General features: G+C 34.2%; 14 protein-coding genes. 6 read left to right on the top strand and 8 right to left on the bottom strand.

Annotated elements, in window-relative coordinates:
- Nucleotides 1–11: 11 nt before the first annotated feature.
- The 3 genes from ACHRV3_RS09780 (at nt 12) to ACHRV3_RS09770 (ending at nt 3149) form a co-directional block, all read left to right on the top strand.
- A complete protein-coding gene (locus ACHRV3_RS09780) occupies nt 12–1463 on the top strand; it encodes a SusD/RagB family nutrient-binding outer membrane lipoprotein (RefSeq protein ID WP_395427732.1) in 1452 nt (483 codons plus the stop codon).
- An 85-nt stretch (nt 1464–1548) separates the two neighbouring features.
- Nucleotides 1549–2283 (top strand): 23S rRNA (guanosine(2251)-2'-O)-methyltransferase RlmB, encoded by a 735-nt coding sequence (rlmB, locus tag ACHRV3_RS09775; RefSeq protein WP_047774328.1) that lies wholly within the window; start codon nt 1549–1551, stop codon nt 2281–2283.
- Between the two features lie 56 nt (nt 2284–2339).
- Nucleotides 2340–3149 carry a DUF2490 domain-containing protein gene (locus ACHRV3_RS09770; protein ID WP_395434499.1) on the top strand — a complete coding sequence of 270 codons (810 nt, stop codon included), beginning with the start codon at nt 2340–2342 and terminating at the stop codon, nt 3147–3149.
- Nucleotides 3150–3153: 4 nt separating this feature from the next.
- Here the strand turns inward: ACHRV3_RS09770 and ACHRV3_RS09765 are convergent, their stop codons facing one another.
- A complete protein-coding gene (locus ACHRV3_RS09765) occupies nt 3154–3651 on the bottom strand; it encodes a hypothetical protein (RefSeq protein WP_230003391.1) in 498 nt (165 codons plus the stop codon).
- Nucleotides 3652–3725: 74 nt separating this feature from the next.
- Complete coding sequence (locus tag ACHRV3_RS09760) at nt 3726–4487, bottom strand: rhomboid family intramembrane serine protease (protein WP_395434498.1); 762 nt, start codon at nt 4485–4487, stop codon at nt 3726–3728.
- Nucleotides 4488–4658: 171 nt separating this feature from the next.
- Between ACHRV3_RS09760 and ACHRV3_RS09755 the strand changes: the two genes are divergently transcribed.
- Nucleotides 4659–5936, top strand: coding sequence for a replication-associated recombination protein A (locus tag ACHRV3_RS09755; protein ID WP_395434497.1), 1278 nt, complete (start codon nt 4659–4661; stop codon nt 5934–5936).
- Between the two features lie 15 nt (nt 5937–5951).
- Here ACHRV3_RS09755 and ACHRV3_RS09750 read toward each other — a convergent pair whose 3' ends face one another.
- The 3 genes from ACHRV3_RS09750 to radC are packed head-to-tail and all read right to left on the bottom strand — an operon-like array spanning nt 5952 to nt 8101.
- A complete protein-coding gene (locus ACHRV3_RS09750; RefSeq protein ID WP_395434496.1) occupies nt 5952–6719 on the bottom strand; it encodes a hypothetical protein in 768 nt (255 codons plus the stop codon).
- A gap of 2 nt (nt 6720–6721) precedes the next feature.
- A complete protein-coding gene (locus tag ACHRV3_RS09745; RefSeq protein WP_230003397.1) occupies nt 6722–7408 on the bottom strand; it encodes a YjjG family noncanonical pyrimidine nucleotidase in 687 nt (228 codons plus the stop codon).
- Between the two features lie 3 nt (nt 7409–7411).
- On the bottom strand, nt 7412–8101 hold the full coding sequence (gene radC, locus ACHRV3_RS09740; protein WP_047774337.1) for a DNA repair protein RadC: 690 nt from the start codon (nt 8099–8101) through the stop codon (nt 7412–7414).
- A 115-nt stretch (nt 8102–8216) separates the two neighbouring features.
- Here radC and ACHRV3_RS09735 point away from each other — a divergent pair, with 115 nt between their 5' ends.
- Nucleotides 8217–8843 (top strand): DUF1287 domain-containing protein, encoded by a 627-nt coding sequence (locus ACHRV3_RS09735; RefSeq protein WP_395434495.1) that lies wholly within the window; start codon nt 8217–8219, stop codon nt 8841–8843.
- A 53-nt stretch (nt 8844–8896) separates the two neighbouring features.
- On the opposite strand, the gene murC is transcribed toward ACHRV3_RS09735, so the two are convergent.
- Both murC and ACHRV3_RS09725 read right to left on the bottom strand, forming a co-directional pair.
- Entirely contained in the window at nt 8897–10252 is a 1356-nt protein-coding gene (murC, locus tag ACHRV3_RS09730; RefSeq protein WP_395434494.1) for a UDP-N-acetylmuramate--L-alanine ligase, read from the bottom strand.
- A gap of 56 nt (nt 10253–10308) precedes the next feature.
- Nucleotides 10309–10995: a tetratricopeptide repeat protein gene (locus tag ACHRV3_RS09725; RefSeq protein WP_395434493.1), complete on the bottom strand. Its 687-nt coding sequence runs from the start codon at nt 10993–10995 to the stop codon at nt 10309–10311.
- Nucleotides 10996–11125: 130 nt separating this feature from the next.
- On the opposite strand from ACHRV3_RS09725, the gene ACHRV3_RS09720 reads away from it, so the two are divergent.
- Nucleotides 11126–17626, top strand: coding sequence for a carboxypeptidase-like regulatory domain-containing protein (locus tag ACHRV3_RS09720; protein ID WP_395434491.1), 6501 nt, complete (start codon nt 11126–11128; stop codon nt 17624–17626).
- Between the two features lie 142 nt (nt 17627–17768).
- Here ACHRV3_RS09720 and ACHRV3_RS09715 read toward each other — a convergent pair whose 3' ends face one another.
- Nucleotides 17769–19913, bottom strand: a complete 2145-nt coding sequence (locus tag ACHRV3_RS09715) for a S46 family peptidase (RefSeq protein WP_395434490.1) — start codon at nt 19911–19913, stop codon at nt 17769–17771.
- Nucleotides 19914–20038: the final 125 nt, after the last annotated feature.

Raw genomic sequence — 20038 nt, 5'->3', positions numbered from 1 at the left:
AAAAAATGGAAATGAAAAAAATCATAGCAATATTAACCATTGGTCTGTCGATGACAGCTTGTGTTAATGAGGACATAAATACAGACCCACACAGTGCATATACCACTGTACCGGGATCACTAGTTACTTACACGCAAAAGGAATTAAGTGATTACGTAAATACACCAAGTGTAAACGAAAACAACTTTAGACTGACGATGCAGTATTGGCAGGAAACAACTTACGTAAACGAGAGTAATTATGATTTTACAAACAGAAATGTTTCTAATAACATCTTTTTGCTTAATTATGTAAACATCCTAAACAACCTTGGTAAGGCAAAAGAAATTATCAATGTATATGATCCAACACCAACCGAGGCACCAAACTGGCCTGTTAACAAACAAAATCAATTAGCAATAGTTGACTTAATGCAAGTTTACACTTATCAGCTTTTAGTAGATACTTTTGGAAACGTTCCTTATACTCAGGCAGCAAATCTTAATGCTTATCCATTACCTGTATATGATGACGGAGCTACTATCTACGTAGATTTGATTAAAAGAGTTGATGCAGCCACTGCTAAATTAGTAAACACTACATCAACCACTGACTTTGACACTTTTACTGATGGTGACAAATATTACGCTGGATCTATTCAAAAGTGGAGAATATTTGCAAATTCCTTAAAATTAAAACTAGCAATAGGAATAGCAGATTCAAATCCAACTTTAGCACAAACTACTGCAAATGCAGCTATTGCTGCTGGAGTAATGACTTCTCCTGCTGATAATGCTCAATTACCGTATTTAGCTGCATCGCCAAACTACAATCCTTTGTTTGAGAACCTTTCTGCAAGTGGAAGAGATGATTTCTTCGCTGGAAAAACATTAGTTGACTACATGAACACAACTAATGATCCAAGAATAAGCCATTATTATGATCCAATAACTGGTGGAACTTATGTTGGTCAAGTAATTGGTCAAGGTGGTGAATTTGGAACTTTTTCTAATATTGGCGAATTTGCTTACACCGCAACAACACCAGGTGTTATTTTAAACTACACAGAAGTTGCTTTTTATATTGCTGAGGCTAATGCACGTTGGACTCCAGCAGCAGCAGCAACAGCTTACACTACAGCCGTAACTGCATCTATCGTAGAATGGGGTGGTACTCCGGCACAGGCTACAGCATATCTTCTAACAAAACCATATGATGCTGCTAATTGGAAAAAATCAATTGGAGAGCAAGCTTGGGTAGCGATGTTTAATCAAGGATTAACTTCTTGGAATTTCTGGAGAAGATTAGATTTCCCTGTTTTAACAGCTCCAACTACTGCTATTATCAATGCAGGTGGTAAAGTTCCTGTGAGAATGGCTTATCCTGCTCTTGAACAACAAGTAAATAACTCAAACTGGAAAGCTGCATCTACAGCAATCGGTGGAGATTTATTGACAACAAAATTATTCTGGGATAAATTCTAATTTTATTCTCAAATAAATATATTAAACCACTCTGTTCATTCAGAGTGGTTTTTTTTTATATAAACATTATCCCTATATTTGCCCTATGGAAAAAGAACATCAAATATTTGGAATTAGAGCCATTATAGAAGCAATTCAGGCAGGTAAAGAAGTAGATAAAGTATTCATCCAAAAAGAGATTTCCGGTGAGCTAATGAAAGATTTGATGAAGGTGATGAAACGCGCCAACATAAATTTTTCCTATGTTCCTGTAGAAAAACTAAATCGACTAACACCTAACAATCACCAGGGTGCTGTAGCAACAATCTCCCCTATTGGTTTTATCGATTTAGAACATTTGGTTGAATCAACAATCGAGTCAGGCACCAAACCTTTATTTCTTATACTGGATCAGATTTCAGATGCAAGAAATTTTGGCGCTATTATTCGTACTGCTGAATGTACAGGTGTAAACGGAATCATCGTTCAGAAAGCAGGATCTGCTCCTGTGAATGGAGATACTGTTAAAACATCAGCCGGGGCCGTTTTTAATGTGCCTATCTGCAAAGTTGAACATATTAAAGATGCGATCTTTTATTTACAAGGTTCAGGAATCAAAACCGTTGCCGCTACTGAAAAAACAGAGCAAACTATTTATGATTTATCTTTAAACGAACCTGTTGCAATAATAATGGGATCTGAAGATCGCGGAATAAACCCGTCTGTACTTAAAATTGTAGATGAAAAAGCAAAACTTCCAATGTTTGGAACCATTGGTTCTTTAAATGTTTCTGTTGCTTGTGGAGCATTCTTATATGAGGCTGTACGTCAAAGAAGCTAAATAGATCAGAAGTTTAGATTTTAGATTGGTAATGAATAATTTTAACTTAAAATCGAATGCATTCATACTTGCCGTTAAAACGATCCTTACAAAAACTTTTCATACTTTTATCCATAACAGTACTTTCAGATTACTGTTATGGACAAAAGACTACCTATAATCAATTCTGGAATGAGATTCAATTTACACGTACTTTAAACGAAAAATGGTCTGCAGAATTAGATCTCGCAAACTCTTTTAGCAGTACAGAATCCTCTCCCAATCTTTTCGAAAATAATGTACAGCGCTCTTTTAGATTTTGGGGAAATTACTACCTAACTCCGAGATGGAAGACTTCAGCTTTCGTAGCTTATTACGACAATAAGGATGTACCAGAAATTGGACAATTTAAATCCCCGGAATGGAGATTTGCGCTTCAGGGCACCTACTATTTTCACAAAATAGGTTATAGTTTAACCACGAGAATGCGTTTAGAGCTGCGACACATTAGAGATGAAAATCTAGAATATGAAAACGTTTTACGGTATCGGCAACAAATTAAATACCTAAAACCATTAAATAGTAAAGTACTACGAAAAGGAGTCATTTACGCAATAGCCTCTGATGAAATATTCTTAAAATCCGGCACAAAAGTGACCGGAGAAAGTTTCTTCGATCGAAATAGATTTAATATCGGAGCCGGTTATTTATTTAATGATGACATACAGCTTGAACTTACTTATGCCAATGAATACCTCCCAAGAAACAATGGTGATCAAATAGTAAATGCAGCTTCGTTAACCCTAACTTTTAACAATCTGTACAAAAACGTTAGAAAGAAACTATCTCACAAAAATGATCCCCCAGTTACTAAAGAGGACGAGTAACACATCATTCCTCTTCTTTCAAAAAGCAATTTAACTGCTGCATTATTGCCTTTTTATGTAATTTAAAAGCATAGTTTCTCACAAACTCTGTTCCTTCCATATTTATATCAGCTGAAACTGCTTCAAAAACAGAAAAGTCTTTTAAATCTTTTTTGTCAATCAGATACAGCACCTGCATAACAGAATCATGTTTTATATAACGGGTATCGAAATGCTGTAGTTTATACTTATTAGTATTTGACAACTCAATAATCAAATCTTCTTTTATCTTTTGTCCAGTTCCCTTAGAAGGAAATGGAATCGGCTGTAAGGCAATAAAATAGCTCTCTTTATCCGTAACAATTCCAATCTTTAATGACTTTGATTTTGTAGTGTAAAAAGTTGCCGGTTCCAAAAAATAGGACATCGATCCGTCAGCCTGCACTTTATTATGAATTTCACATTGAGCAACAACCGATACAGAAAAGAAAACCGAAAGAACTACAAAGACGACACTTTTCATAATTAAACATTTAGAAATTAAATCATTAAAACAAAAGTACTCATTTTATAAAAGCAAATTTCATCATATTAAAACTATTCAATTTCGTCGATTTCATCACTTTTTCTAATGGTATAATTAACCAAAACATCAGAGCTAAAATAACTCGAAATCACCTCTTCTTCTTCGATCTCGGTATTAACAAAATTTCCATTCTCATCAAAATGCTTCATAAATGCATCGTCTTGAGGATCAAAATCCGGCTTCTGCCAATCGTAAACAATTGGTTTTGCATATTCAGACGCTTTATAAAATAAACTCAAAACAAAACCGGTGACAAATCCCGCTAAATGCCCTTCCCAGGAAATGGACTGATCTACATCCGGAAAAACATACCAAATCATACCACCATAAAGTAAAACAACAGAAAAAGAAAGAGCTACTAAACGGTAATAACGTGTCTGAATTCCTTTGAAAAAAATAAAACTAACCAAAACATAAATCAAACCACTAGCTCCGATATGATAGTTCTCCCGACCAATAACCCAGGTAATAAATCCTGAAAATAAAATCCCAAAACCAATAACACCTAAAGTCTGTTTGGGATAAAAAAATTGCAGCGCAGCCAATAACACAAACAACGGAATGGAGTTATTATACAAATGACCTAAATTTTCATGTATAAAAGGGCTAAACAAAACTCCTTGCAAACCCGAAAAATCCCGTGGATAAATACCATTTCGATAAAAATCCAAATCAAAACGAATTTGAAACCAATAGACAATCCAAAGAAAAAGGACAAAAAACAAAGGCAGACCAATTACGGTGGTTGAAAATTTAAAGTGATTGTCGTTCATAATATAATATTCCGTTCGATTGATAACCATCAAAAAACTATCCAATTACAATTTACTGTTAATTTGTCAGCTATCAAAAATATTGTTATCAGTAGCAACAAAATAGAATTGTACAACAGGAATATACTCCTAAAAATATAAAATTAAAATTGAAAATAGTAATTTTACAGAATGGAAGCACCTTTAGCCGAACGAATTCGTCCACAGAAATTAGAAGATTATATTAGTCAAGCTCACTTGGTTGGACCAAATGGTTCCTTGACACAGCAAATTTCAAGAGGAGCAATTCCTTCGTTAATCTTTTGGGGTCCACCGGGTACAGGAAAAACAACCTTAGCCCAGATTATTGCACAAGAATCAAAACGTCCATTTTATATTTTAAGTGCCATAAACTCGGGGGTAAAAGATATTCGGGACGTCATCGAAAAAGCAAAACAAAGTGGCGGATTGTTTACGGCCAAAAATCCAATTCTTTTTATTGATGAGATTCACAGGTTTAGCAAATCACAACAGGATTCACTTTTGGCAGCTGTAGAGAAAGGCTGGATTACATTAATTGGTGCCACTACAGAAAATCCGAGTTTTGAAGTTATCCCCGCATTACTATCACGCTGTCAAGTCTACATCCTGAATGCTTTTAGCAAACATGATCTGGAAGCTTTATTACACCGTGCCATGAAAACGGACACCGAATTAGCTTCAAAAAACATAACGCTCAAGGAAACAGAAGCACTATTACGACTTTCTGGCGGAGATGGCAGGAAACTACTTAATATTTTTGAGTTAGTGATAAATGCCTCGCCAGACGGAGAAATTATCATTACAAATGATCGTGTATTTGAACTGGTACAGCAAAATACGGTTTTGTATGACAAAACGGGAGAGCAACATTATGACATTGTTTCTGCATTTATAAAATCAATTAGAGGCAGTGATCCAAATGGAGCTGTTTACTGGTTAGCACGAATGATCGAAGGTGGTGAAGATGTAAAATTTATAGCACGAAGAATGCTTATTTTATCGAGCGAAGATATTGGAAATGCCAACCCTACAGCCTTTATCATGGCAAACAGTACTTTTCAGGCTGTATCAACCATTGGGTATCCTGAAAGTCGTATCATACTAAGTCAATGCGCCATTTATCTGGCAACCTCGCCAAAAAGCAATGCCTCTTATATGGCTATCGGAACTGCACAACAATTGGTCAAGCAAACCGGAGATTTACCAGTACCTATTCACTTACGCAATGCCCCAACTAAGCTTATGAAAGAACTGGGGTATGGTGAAGATTACAAATACTCTCATGATTATGCCAATAATTTTGCCGAACAGGAATTTTTGCCGGACGCCGTAAAAGAAACGGTTCTTTACAATCCGGGAAGCAATTCTCGAGAGAATAGCAACCGCGAATTTTTAAAGAACCGTTGGAAAGACAAATATGGTTATTAAAACCAAATCTTATATTTAGAATTTAACCGTAACTTTTTCAGATACCAGTTTATCGTTTTGATAGTACTCAAAATACCATTGATTGTCTTTAGCATTTAATGTACCCTGAACAGTATCTTTTATTGCTATAAAGGAATCTGAGCGAGACGTTTTAAACAATTTCATCACTACTTTTGGAGTCTTATCAATTAACTGATATCCGTTTTCTGTTGGCTGTGCGTATAGTAAATTTGGATCTGAAACATCTGCAACCGGAGCTGCAACAGTATTTACAGCTGCAGTAGTTGCAACAGCAGCGGTAGCAACAACAGGTAAAGACGCAACAGTGTTCACCCTCGTTGCAGGAGCTGCAACCGGATTTCCACTATATTTATAATGTAAACTATTTACCGAAACAAAAGCGCCATCAAGTGCTTCTCTATACGCAATTTCATAATCCTTCTCTTTGCTTTTTCCAATCTCCGAAGTGTAAATCACTTTCCCATAACAATCTTTTAATTCAACAAAAAGCTTCGTTACTAAAAAGCCTCCCTCCTTCTTTACATCAACATATAAAAGCTGACAACGATCGTTTAATTCTGCAGGGATTTCTTCATTGATATAAAATGCATTAAAACCGGCTTTAAGCAAATTTGATTTAGTTCTAGTTGCCAATCTGTACTGATTATCTGTTTTAATAAAATCATATCGCAACGGAATAATGACAGCCTTATAATCATTAACGGATTGTGAAAATCCAATAACCGAAAATAAAAGTGCTGTCAGTAAAAATTTAATTTTCATAATTATAAATATTTTTTAAGTTCTAATAAATGATTTATTTGTTTAAAATTTGTCGGGGCTTCAATCTTTTTATCATTAAAAAAAATAGCATCTAAACCTGCATTTAAAGCACCATTAACATCTGCGTCAAGATCATCACCTATCATAATACTATTTTCCCTGGTCGTTTGAGCTAAATTGAGTGCATAATCAAAGATAATACTATTTGGCTTTTTTACACCTGCCAATTCCGAATTAGTGATCGTGCTAAAATACCCCCCAAGAGCTGCATTATTTATTTTTTTATCCTGAACCTGGGCAAAACCATTGGTAATAATGTGCAATTTGTATTTTGGCTTCAAATATTCCAATACTTCAATAGCACCATCAAAAAGGTGATTATTCTCTGTTAAGAGCTCGATATACTCATTTGCAATCAAATCGATATCTTCATCCGAAATTTCATAGTTTAATTCATCAAAAGAAAATTTCAGTCTATTATATCGCAATTCCTGATGTGTGATTTTATCATGTTGGTACAGTTTCCAGCACGCTTGGTTTATCGGCACATATTTATCAATAAAATCGGCTGTGTTTATGTTTAGAGATTTCTCTTTAAAAATACGATTAAAAGTCATCTCAGAGTTTTTATCAAAATCCCAAAGTGTATGGTCTAAATCAAAAAAGATATCGGTAATAGTAGTGTTCATATATTAAAAAATTCCTTCATCTACAAAACTATAATATTTTGTTTCAGTAATAATCAAATGGTCTAAAACTTTAACATCTAAGCTGTCTCCTGCCAATTTTAATGTCTTTGTAATTTTCTTATCTGCATCACTTGGAGATAATGCCCCCGAAGGATGATTATGACACAAAATCAAGCCTGTAGCGCCTTTTTCTAAAGCTAATTTAAAAACTAGGCGTACATCAACAATTGTACCTGCTATTCCTCCTTTACTTAGTTGTGATTTAAAAATTACTTTATTCGAATTATTTAGAAAAAGAACCCAAAATTCTTCATGTGGTAAATCGCCAATTATGGGTTGCATAATCTCAAAGACCAACTTGCTGGATGTAATTTTAATCAATTCTACAGAATCCTCACTTCTACGGCGACGCCCCAATTCTAAAGCAGCGACAATACTGATTGCTTTCGCCTCACCTATTCCTTTAAAATTCATCAATTGAGGAATCGACATTTTACCCAAAGTACTGAGATTATCAGCAGTGGTCAAGATTCTTTTACTTAAATCAACGGCCGATTCGTTTCTGTTACCGGATCCAATTAAAATTGCAATTAATTCTGAATCGCTCAAAGCACTTTTGCCTTTTAGCATTAACTTTTCACGTGGTCTGTCGTCTTCTGACCAGTTTCTTATAGGGAAATGTATCGCTTCCATCTGTAAAAATTTAGGTAAATATCTTATCCTTCAAATTTAAGTAAAAACTAAGAAAATTCATTCAAAATAAACATAAATTATCATTTAAATTATTCCTACATTTAAATAAAAAACAATGAAATACTTTTCTATTCTTTTCCTTTTAATTATATCCTATTCCTGTCAACAAAAAAAAGAGAGTAAAATAATTTCATTGACTTCAAATCAGGCGATAAAAACATTTGAAGAAAAACTATCTGATGCCGCAATTTCGATCATTGATCCCACAATAGAATATGACCCTGCTTATTTTTCTATACCCTATCCCAATGGAGATGTTCCTAAAAATAAAGGCGTCTGTACAGATGTTATCATCCGTTCCTACAGAAAACTGGGTATCGATTTACAAAAAGAAGTACACGAAGATATGATTGCAAACTTCTCTGCCTATCCCAATTTAGAAAAATGGGGAATGACAAAAACAGACCCTAATATAGATCATAGAAGGGTCCCAAATCTAGAGGTTTTCTTTGAACGAAAGGGGCAGAAACTTGCCATAAACCAAGATCCGTCTGCTTATAAAACAGGTGAAATAGTAACCTGGATGATCAATGGCAAACTTCCTCATATTGGAATTGTTACCAACAAAAAATCAAAAGACGGGAAACGAAATCTGATTGTACACAATGTTGGCGGGGGCCAGGTTTTGGAAGATTGTTTATTTGATTATGAAATTGTAGGACATTATAAATATGTAAAATAAAAAAGCCAACTAACAAACTGTCAATTGGCTCTTAAAAAATATTTGGATAAAGGCTATTCGATTAGTCCTTTAACATCATCAAAATTTAATCCTCCGTAATTCCCTGAACTCATCAAAAGCAATGCAGAATTCTCGAGATTTAAATTGAACAGGTATTCCTTAAATTCAACAGGATTAGTATAAATAATTAAATCTTTTCTATTGAATGAACTTGCAATTTGCTCATAAGTAACTTCTTCAAGCTGTTTAATCTTAACAGCATCGGGAGAATAAAACACCACTGCCACATCGGCATATTCCAATGCTCCTTCATATTCCTTTAGAAACTCAGCATTCAAGCTACTGTAGGTATGCAATTCCAAGCAGGCCACCAAAGTTCTGTTCGGATATTGTTCTTTTACCGCTTTGGTAGTTGCAGCTACCTTACTTGGCGAATGAGCAAAATCTTTGTAAGCTACCTTTCCTTTTCCTTCTGCAATTTTCTCCAGACGTTTAGACGCCCCTTTAAAACTGGCAATGGCTTCGTAGAAATCGGCTTCATCAACCCCCATATTCTGGCAAATCCATTTAGCTCCGGCAAGGTTATTTAAATTATGCGCACCAAAAACTTCAATAGGCATATCTCCTTCGGGAGTTTTTAGCAAAGTAACCCCATCACTAACGGTATATTCGGGAGTTTCATAAGCTAATTTACGAATTGGATTTGTTGCTGCTTCGGCAACACGTTTTACTTCAGGATCATTTTCGTTGTAAACTAAAATTCCACCATTTGTAATTTTACCAATGAAGATTTCAAATTGCTCCACATAATTCTCATAGGTTGGAAAAACATTAATATGATCCCATGCAATTCCAGAAATCAAAGCGATATTAGGTTGGTACAAATGAAATTTTGGTCTTCTATCGATTGGAGAGGACAAATACTCATCACCTTCTAAAACCACAAAATCATTCTCTTCAGTAAGATGCACCATGGTGTCAAAACCTTCCAATTGTGCTCCGACCATATAATCCACTTCTATATTATGATAATGCATAACATGCAAAATCATCGAAGTTATAGTCGTTTTTCCGTGCGAACCACCGATTACAACACGGGTTTTATTTTTAGATTGTTCGTATAAAAATTCCGGATAAGAATATATTTTCAAACCCAATTCCTGTGCTTTTAGCAATTCCGGATTATCTGCCTTTGCATGCATTCCTAAAATTATCGCATCAAGATCCGCCGTGATTTTTTCAGGGAACCATCCTAATTCAGCAGGAAGAATTCCTTTGTTCTCTAACCTTGATTTTGACGGTTCAAAGATAGCATCATCGCTTCCCGTCACCTGATATCCTTTGTTATGCAATGCTAATGCCAGATTATGCATGGCACTTCCGCCTATAGCGATGAAATGTGTTTTCATTTTAAATTCCAATTTTATCTTAAATTCCGAATCCTAATACTTTAAAGATCTATTTATTAGGCCTCAAATTTTTGTTTTAATTCCCGTGCTTTTTTTGGGTCTTTTAATTTGTTCAAATATAAATTATATAATTTTTGAAACGTAGTTTTTGATTTACCAATTTCATTCGCTTTCATATAATATTTTTCGGCCGAGTTATAGCGTTTAAAATATTCTTCAATCCTTCCTTTTGACAAGTATCCGTCTACCGCAGACAATTGCATTAATTCTACTGAATAAGAAATTGCCTTAGTCTCACTTCCTCCAAAAATACCGGGCAAATGCAAATAATATTCGATTAACCCCCAACGAGCCTGAAGGTGTTTTGGATTAAGTTCTATCGCTTTTTCAAATGATTCCCGCACTTCGGTTGCCATTCCTAAAGCCTTAAATTTATTTACTTCTGAAGCCCGCATTCCAAGAGCACCGCCATATTTAAAATAATAATTAGCTTCCGTTGGTTTTAACTCTTTCAGTTTTTTGTAATATCCAACTGCTTCTTCCCATGATTTATTATAAGAAGCAATGTCACCTAAATACTCTATAACTTTTGTATCTGATGGTTTACTTTTCAAAACCTCTTCGAACAGATTTTGCGCTTCATCGTATTTTTTTGCGTGAAACAATTTTTCTCCCTTTTCGAAATTAGATTGCGAGCACATTACTAATGGCGAAAGCAAAAATAGAAGTAGCAGTTGTTTCATGTTTCAAAAATAAGGAAATATAAAATGTATCATTTGCTTTTAGATATAAATTACTAATTTGTGAGAAAAATATTTTAATAGTCTCCCAACCTATTCATCAAAATCAGCATCTCTCTATTAAAACTCTCTTATGAAAAATATATTATTTGTATTCTTATTGTTTTCAACAACGCTTTTTGCACAACAAACAGAGAAAGATTGGGATGATGTGATAACTTATGAAAATGAAAGCAAAATAAAATCAGCCAATGAAAAAGTTGCTAAACTCTATAAAAAAGCGGTAGACAACAAAGATGAAGTACAAATAATAAGATGTTTCTTTTATCAATCCAAATACCTCCAGATTCTCGAAGAAAATGCGCAGACAAAGATTATAAACAATCTAAAAACAGAAATCAATCAGAGTACAGCATCTTCTAAAGCTATTCTGAATTTAGTTTATGCTAAATGTTTGATTGACTATGCTGTACGAAACGAGTATAAAATAAGACAGCGAACCACCATTAAAACACTCGATGATGATTTTCTGACTTGGACTCAGAAAAACTTTGATGATCAAATCGATAAAGCGATGAAAGAGACGCTTGAAAATGAATCTTTACTAAAAAAAGTCACTTTAACAAAATACGAATCGATTTTTGACTACTCCACGGAAGAAAATTTTAAAACCGAAAACTTGTTTACCTACGTATTAAGGGAAAACATAACATTTTACACCAAAAAAATACATACTTGGGAAATTATCAAAGATGTTTTCACCCCTTTTAAAAAAGAGCTTTTAGGCAAATCTGACCCCTTTATAAAACTGAACTTCAGCTTTGTAACCAACGAAAGCTTGCGTCTTGTACTTTCTCTGTATCAAAAACAAGAAGCGAATTATCCGACAGATGAAAATCAATTTAACCGCATCTTATTTTTCAAAAATTATATATTTGAACCGGACGCTGCTTATGCAAATGCGCTTACTGAACTTCAAAAAAGCACCAAGAATGAAAATTTAGTTCAAAAAATTCAATTAGAGAAAGCCACTAACTTACAACTAAAAGCATCTAAAAATGATAATCCGGATTATAACATCAAAGCGCTTTTGATTCTGGATAGTATCCTAAAAATTAATAATCGGTCGAATAGTTACAAGTCAGCTCTTCTTCAAAAACAAAGTATTTTATCTAAATCATTAACCATTCAACTTCAAAAATATACTTATAATAATGAAACTACCAGAGCATTTATTGAATACAAAAATGTAGAACAACTGCAAGTTTCATTTTATAAAATCAGTCAAAACCAATTGATCTATTATAACACATTTTACAAAAACAGAGATAGTTTAGTTGACGCCATTATAAAAAAATCAAAACCAGTTTCTTCGGAATTACAACCGCTAAAAAGCAAAAATGACCATTTTGAATATTCTACAGAGGTCCTTTTGAAACATTTAAAAACAGGTACTTATCTCGCTTATTTTGAAAGCGAATCTGATGTTAAAGATAAAAAAGCAATTGCTTACGAAACCATTACAGTTTCTAATCTTTCTGTTTTGGCTATTCAAAACGATTCAAAAGAAACGTTTCAGGTTCTCGATCGAAAAAGTGGAAAACCTTTAGAGAATGTAGTGATCAAATCTCCCCGATCTAGTACTAAAACAGATAAAAACGGAGTAGCCTATTTCAAGAAAAACAACAATAACTACAATGAAGATCTTACATTGTCTCTGAATAACGATACACTCCTGATTCCAAAAAATTATATCCAGCACAACAATTATTACACAGGAGTGAAGACAGAGAACTCCAAAAGAAAAGTAGAATTCTATTTGGACCGCGCCATTTATCGTCCCGGACAAACCGTCTATTTCAAAGGAATTGCGATACAAAAAAACAATACTATAACAAGTGTTATCCCTAATTCTAAATATGAAATTCTTATTGAAGATGCTAACGATACAGAATTAAAACAAATTGATGTAACAACGAATGAATTTGGTTCCTTCTCCGGAGAATTTATTTTACCAAAAAATGGAATAACCAGTAACTTTAAAATTACCGCTGAAGAACCTGATAATAAAAAGAAAACAGCTACTAACAAAACTGATAATAATTCTTTTTTAAGGAATAGTCCCGATTTTGAATATTCTCAAATCCATTTTAAAGTGGAGGAATATAAACGTCCAAAATTTGAAATAACTTTTGATTCTAAAAAAGAAACGTATCAGCTCAATCAATCCATAAAAGTAAACGGTACCGCTAAAGCTTTTGCAGGAAGTACTATTTCTGACGCTATCGTTACTTACCACATAAAGAGATATGTAAACTATAGCAATGATTCTTATGAACGTGAAGACGATGAAGAAATAGCAGATGGGGAAGTCAAAACGGATGCAACAGGTAAATTTGTTATTGATTTTATTGCTTCTCCTGCAGAAAATTCAAATAAAGAGAAATTACCCGTTTTCAATTATGAGATTTTCGTTTCTGTAACAGACATCAATGGAGAAACACGTACAGCATCAACTACCGTAAAAGTAGGATATCATGATTTAATTCTTGGCGTACAACTACCTTATCAAATAGAAACCAAAGACAAAAACGAAATTAAACTTACAAGTTCTAATTTAAATGGTGAATTTTTAGCAACAAAAGGCGAAGTCAAAATATATTATGTTCGTCCGCTTTCAAATAAATTTAAAGCAAGAGTTTGGACAAGACCGGAAATTGAAAACATCTCCGACCTGGATTTTGAACAATTGTTTCCCTATGAAATTAACACAACACAAACAGCAGAGAAATCTAAAGAAATTTTAGTTTTTTCGAAAAACATCGACACTGAAATAAATAAAAAAATTGATTTGGATTTTATTTCTGATTATAAATCCGGAGGCTATAAAATTGTCTTTGCCGCAAAAGACAGCTTTAACAACCCAATTGAAACCACAACAAATTTTGAACTTACGCAAAGTACTGATAAATTTAATCCCAGTAAATTATTTACAGCGCAACAAATTAATGAAGATCCAAAAAAAGATGGCTTTATTCAGATCAAAATAAAATCGGTAATTCCAGAACTTTATATAGTCACATCGGGGTATTATGATAACCAAATCTTTTTTGAAGAAACCAATCATCTTCTAAACAATGAAACCATTTTAAAAATTCCATTAAAAAGTGAATTTGAAAAAATACTTAAAATAAAATTCGAGAGTATTTTTGAAAATCAACCTTTCAAAGACGCACTAACGATAGTACTAAAAAACACCAAACCTAAATTGGAATGGAAAATTGAAAGTTTTAGGAATAAAATACAACCCGGAAGCACAGAAAATTGGTCCTTTCAACTAAAAACAGACAATGCCAGAAAAGAAGCTGAAATTTTAGCCTCCATGTATGACAGCTCATTAGATCAGTTTACCACCAAAGAATGGAAGGACCTGGCATTTAATGATTACTATAACTACGACAGTAATAAATCACGTTTAGGTTTTCAGACTACTACAATCAATTTCCGAAATTTAAACACCTATTTAAAAGGAATGCAACTCAATAACGAATCGATCAGCTTGATCTGGTTTGGATTTGACTTCAACAACTCTCATTCTGCCTATCTGCGTAACCAATATTATAAACAACTAGGTAAAAAAGCAAAAAAACCCGCTAACGCAAAAGTAATTTCAGGCATTATAACAGACTTCACCGAAATAGGTGTTCCAGGAGTAAATATTGTAGTAAAGGGAACAAAAAGAGGTACCGAATCTGATTTTGATGGTTATTACGAAATTGAAGCTCTTGATGGAGAAGAATTAGTTTTTTCCTATATAGGCCTGAAAACAAAAACAATTAAAATCTCAAAAGAGAAAAATATCGACATTGTTTTAGAAAATGATTCGAACCAATTAGAAGCGGTTGTGGTTACAGCTTTCGGAATGAAAACAGTAAAAAAATCATTTACAGGTTCTGTTACAAGAATTAAATCTGAAGAGATTCAAGAAAATTCAGACTCAATACTAGATACACTATCAGGAATCGTTAGCGGAATTGCCATAAGTGGGGCGCCAGGTGCTGCAGACAACTTAAGAATTCGAGGCGCTGCAGGGGATCTCAAGGAAAAAATACTATATATTCTAGATGGAGAAATAGTCTCAGAAGATATCCTGAAAAATATAAATTCATCAGAAATTCTTTCAATGGAAGTCTTAAAAGAAGATAAAGCAACAGCTCTTTATGGTACTAAAGGAACAAACGGTGCAATTATTATCACTACAAAAAAAGCACTAGAAGCCTTAACGCAAGTAAAAGCCAGAAAAAATTTATCTGAAACCGCTTTCTTTCTACCCCATTTAAAAACAGATGCTAAAGGGAATGTAAATTTCAACTTTACTTCTCCGGAAGCTTTAACAAGTTGGAAACTTCGTTTACTGGCCCATAATAAAGAGGCAGCTTCGGGGTACTTAGAAAAAATGGTAGTCACTCAAAAAGACTTGATGGTATTACCCAATTTTCCACGTTTTTTAAGAGAAAAAGATACCATTGTATTTACTGCTAAGATTTCGAATATTACGAATGAAGTCAAAACCGGAATCGCCATTTTACAGTTTTTTGACGCCACAACCATGGAACCAATAGATGCCAAAATGCTAAATGCTAAAAACGTCAAAAACTTCTCCGTTGGGGCTTTGGGGAACACGACAGCAAGTTGGACAATAACTATTCCGGAAGGATTACAAGGGGTTCAATATAAAATTTTGGCCAAATCCGGAAACTTCTCTGACGGTGAAGAAAACATTCTTCCTGTTCTGACCAACAATATGCTGGTTACAGAAAGTATTCCGATTTGGGTTCGTGAAAATTCTAAAAAAGAATACACTTTTGAAAACCTTAAAAACAATACTTCGACCACTTTAAGAAATCATCAGTTTACTTTAGAATACACTTCCAATCCCTCTTGGATTGCGATTCAGTCTCTTCCTTATTTAATGGAATACGAACATGAATGCGCCGAACAAACTTTCGCCCGATTCTATGCCAATGCTTTGGCGACAGAGATTATTTCGAGTAATCCCAAAATTGCCACCGTTTTTGAAAATTGGAGAAAAAACAGAAAACTCAATTCAAAATTAGAAGAAAATGAAGAATTAAAATCAATACTACTTGCCGAAACGCCTTGGTTTAATGATGCTCAAAGTGAAGACGAAAAGAAGAAAAATATAGCCCTGTTATTTGATTTAGAGAAAATGAAAGTGTCTCAGGAAACGACTTTCAAAAAATTAAAACAAAAACAGAAGAGCTCAGGAGGATTCCCTTGGTTTGACGGAAGTGATGAAAACAACTATATCACCAGACATATTTTGGCAGGTTTAGGCCATTTATCTAAATTGAGTAAAACAAAAGACAATTTTTCTAAAATGGATGCCATTGCAAAAACAGCAATCCCCTATTTAGACCAACAGTTTCTGGAAAATTACAAACTAAAAACCAAAAATCTAAAAGCTGCCGACAAACTGCTTTGGATTAACCCAAATGCTGATTTACACCATTTGTATGCGAGAAGTTTTTATTTAGAGAACTACCCGCTTTCAGATACTTTAAAAAAGGCTTCCAAAATGTATCTCGATACCGCCAAAAAAAACTGGCTAACCTATTCTCTATATGAAAAAGGATTAGCGGCTTTAACATTAAACCGTTTTGGAGACGAAGCAGCTGCCGAAACAATCCTCGAAAGTCTAAAAGAAACTGCCTCCAACAACGAAGATTGGGGAATGTATTGGATCGCCAATAAATCGGGCTGGTACTGGTATCAGGCACCAATAGAAACACAAGCTCTATTGATTGAAGCTTTCAGCGAAATAAACAACGATACCAAAGCTGTCGATGCCATGAAAGTCTGGTTGCTAAAAAACAAACAGACTAAAAACTGGCCCACAACAAAATCTACGACCGAAGCAATTTATGCCTTATTGTTACAAGGAACAGATTGGCTAAGTGTAAAAGACAATACTGTTATTACACTTGGGGATGAAAAAATCATGACCAAAAAATTAACTGAAAACGAAAAAGAAGCCGAAACAGGTTACCTCAAACTGAATTGGAAAGCAGACGAAGTCAAAAAAGAAATGACTACAGTAAAAATTGAAAACAAATCTAATGTTCCCGGTTTTGGTGGTATTTACTGGCAATATTTTGAAGACTTAGATAAAATCAAAACCAATACCGGAGCGGTTTTATCCGTATCAAAGGAACTGTATCATAATAAGAGTACTATAAAAGGAAATGAACTCGAAAAAATAACAGCTGAAAATCCATTACAAATTGGTGATCTGATAACCGTAAGATTGCTTATCACCTCTAAAGAAGATACCGAATTCGTACACTTAAAAGACATGCGTGCTTCTTGTTTTGAACCTGTCGATGTGCTTTCAAAATACCAATACAGAGATGGATTGGGTTACTACACCAGTACAAAAGACGCCGCAACACATTTGTTTTTTGACAAAATAAACAAAGGGACTTACGTAATAGAATATAATATCCGTGTCAATAACAGTGGTGAATTTTCTAATGGCATTACCACAATCGAGAGTATGTATGCACCGGAATTTACCAGTCACACTAAAGGGATTCGGGTGAAGGTCAAATAATAATAAGGTAACTAAAGAAACCTAACAGGTTTTGAAAACCTGTTAGGTTTAGTTTACTCTTTAGAAATTATTTCACCTATTTAAAACAAAAAACCCGACAGGTTTTAAAAACCTGTCGGGTCTATTTTATAAAAAAATCGAATTATTTAATAATCGTCATTTCGTCAATAATGTTTTTGGCACCTGCGTATTTGTCTATAATCCAAAGTACATAACGAATATCTACGTTGATGGTTCTTTGTAATTTAGAGTCAAAAATAACATCTCCGGCCATAGCTTCAATGTTTCCGTCAAAAGCAACACCAATTAATTCTCCTTTTCCGTTAAGAACCGGTGAACCTGAATTTCCACCTGTAATATCATTATCGGTTAGGAAGTTTACTGGCATGTATCCTGCTTTATCAGCATATTGTCCGTAATCTTTGGTTTTGTTTAATTCTAACAATCTTGCCGGTAAATCAAATTCCTGATCTCCTGCTTTGTACTTTTTCACCATACTTTCCATGGTAGTATAATTGTTGATTTTAGCATCGTTACGTTTGTCTTCCGGCAAAGCACGAACTTTTCCGTAAGTCAATCTCAAAGTTGAATTGGCATCAGGATACTGAATCGTATTTAATTTAGATTCTCTTAAACCTTCCACTAATTTTCTGTAAGCAATTGCAAAAGCCTCATCAGATTTTACTTGATCATCTGATTTAGCACGGTATTTTGTCAATAAATCAGTAGAGATAATATACAACGGATCGTGTACAATAGCCAATGGCTTTGGATCAGCCATAAACGCCACTATTTTTTCTTTAGAAGTAAAGTAACTTGTTTCAGTTGCTTTTGCAACGTCTGCTGTAAAATCACCATTATTCAATGATTTCATTTTAGCTACTTGTGGAGCTAAACCATATTCAGCCGCTTTAGTAGCGTATAAATTTAACTGTGCTGTTAATACCTCTTTTTCAAGTGGAGCATAAAAATCGCCATAAATGCCATCAATCATTGCGTTGATCTTAGGCAACATTTCTGCTTTCTTAGCATCATTCTCGTTGTAGTAAGCAATCAAAGCATTTCCTAAATTTGCAGGTCCATTTGCATAACTTGAAGTACGCATCAGTTGCGTTAAATAGTTATCATGAACTACTTTTACATTTGTACTTCTGTAATACTCATTAATAGTCGGAATTACATTCTCGTACTTTTCTTTATTAGCCGGCTTAGTTGCCCACTCATAAAACTTATCTTCTTGCTCTTCTTTAGTCGCTGCTGTTCCTGCTTTAGTCAAAGCATCAATCATTCCTTGACGGTTTTTCCAGTAATTAGCTGTAGAAGCATATTTAGAGGCATACTGTAAACGAACAGTTGCATCTTTATCCATATACTTTTTCATTTGGTCCATTCCCGTCTTAGCACCTTCAACCCATGCAGGGTAAGCAAATTTTACATTTTGCTCGATTCCACCTGCCGGCATCCAACGGTTTGTTCTTCCCGGATACCCCAAAATCATAGCAAAGTCATTTTCTTTAACTCCTTTAAGACTTATCGGTAAATAATGTTTAGGCTGTAAAGGCACATTATCTTTAGAATAAGTTGCCGGATTTCCGTTTTTGTCTGCGTACACTCTAAACATAGAGAAATCTCCAGTTTGACGCGGCCACTCCCAGTTGTCTGTATCTCCACCAAATTTACCAACACTTTCAGGAGGTGTACCTACTAAACGTACATCAGTATAATCTTGGTAAACGAAATAGTAATATTCATTTCCTTGAAAGAAAGGACGAACAGAAACCGTATATTTTCCACCTTCATTATTCTCCTTTTCAATCAAAGCGATCTCTTGTTGAATAATTTTGTTTCTTTCCGTTTCCGTCATTTTATCATCAACTTTAGACAATATTCTTTTCGAAACGTCATCCATACGAACGAAGAAACGAACGTATAATGATTTTGGTTTCATCTCGGCACTTTTTTCTTTTGCCCAAAAACCATCTTTCAAATAATTTTTTTCTGCAGACGAAAGTTCTGCAATAGCATTATAACCACAATGGTGATTGGTTAAAACCAAACCGCTTTTAGAAACGATTTCGGCTGTACAACCTCCGTTAAATTGTACAATAGCATCTTTCAAACTATGATTATTAATACTGTAAATCTCTTCGGCTGTTAATTGCAAGCCCATTTTTTCCATATCTCTATGGTTCAATCTTTCGATAAACATCAAAAACCACATTCCTTCATCAGCTCTTACAGGAAAAGCCATTAGGCACATGGTCAAGAATAAAATTATTTTTTTCATGTCAATTATTTTAAGTCATGCGAATATAGCTCATTTTCGCAATTATCTAATCGTTGAAGTTCTTAAAACTGTGTAGAACGAAGTATTATTGGCGTTTTTTTACGAATTTAACAGTATCAAAAACA

The organism is Flavobacterium sp. FlaQc-49, from assembly GCF_044005985.1.
GTDB lineage: Bacteria > Bacteroidota > Bacteroidia > Flavobacteriales > Flavobacteriaceae > Flavobacterium > Flavobacterium cupriresistens.
This window is presented reverse-complemented; position numbering and strand designations above follow the sequence as displayed.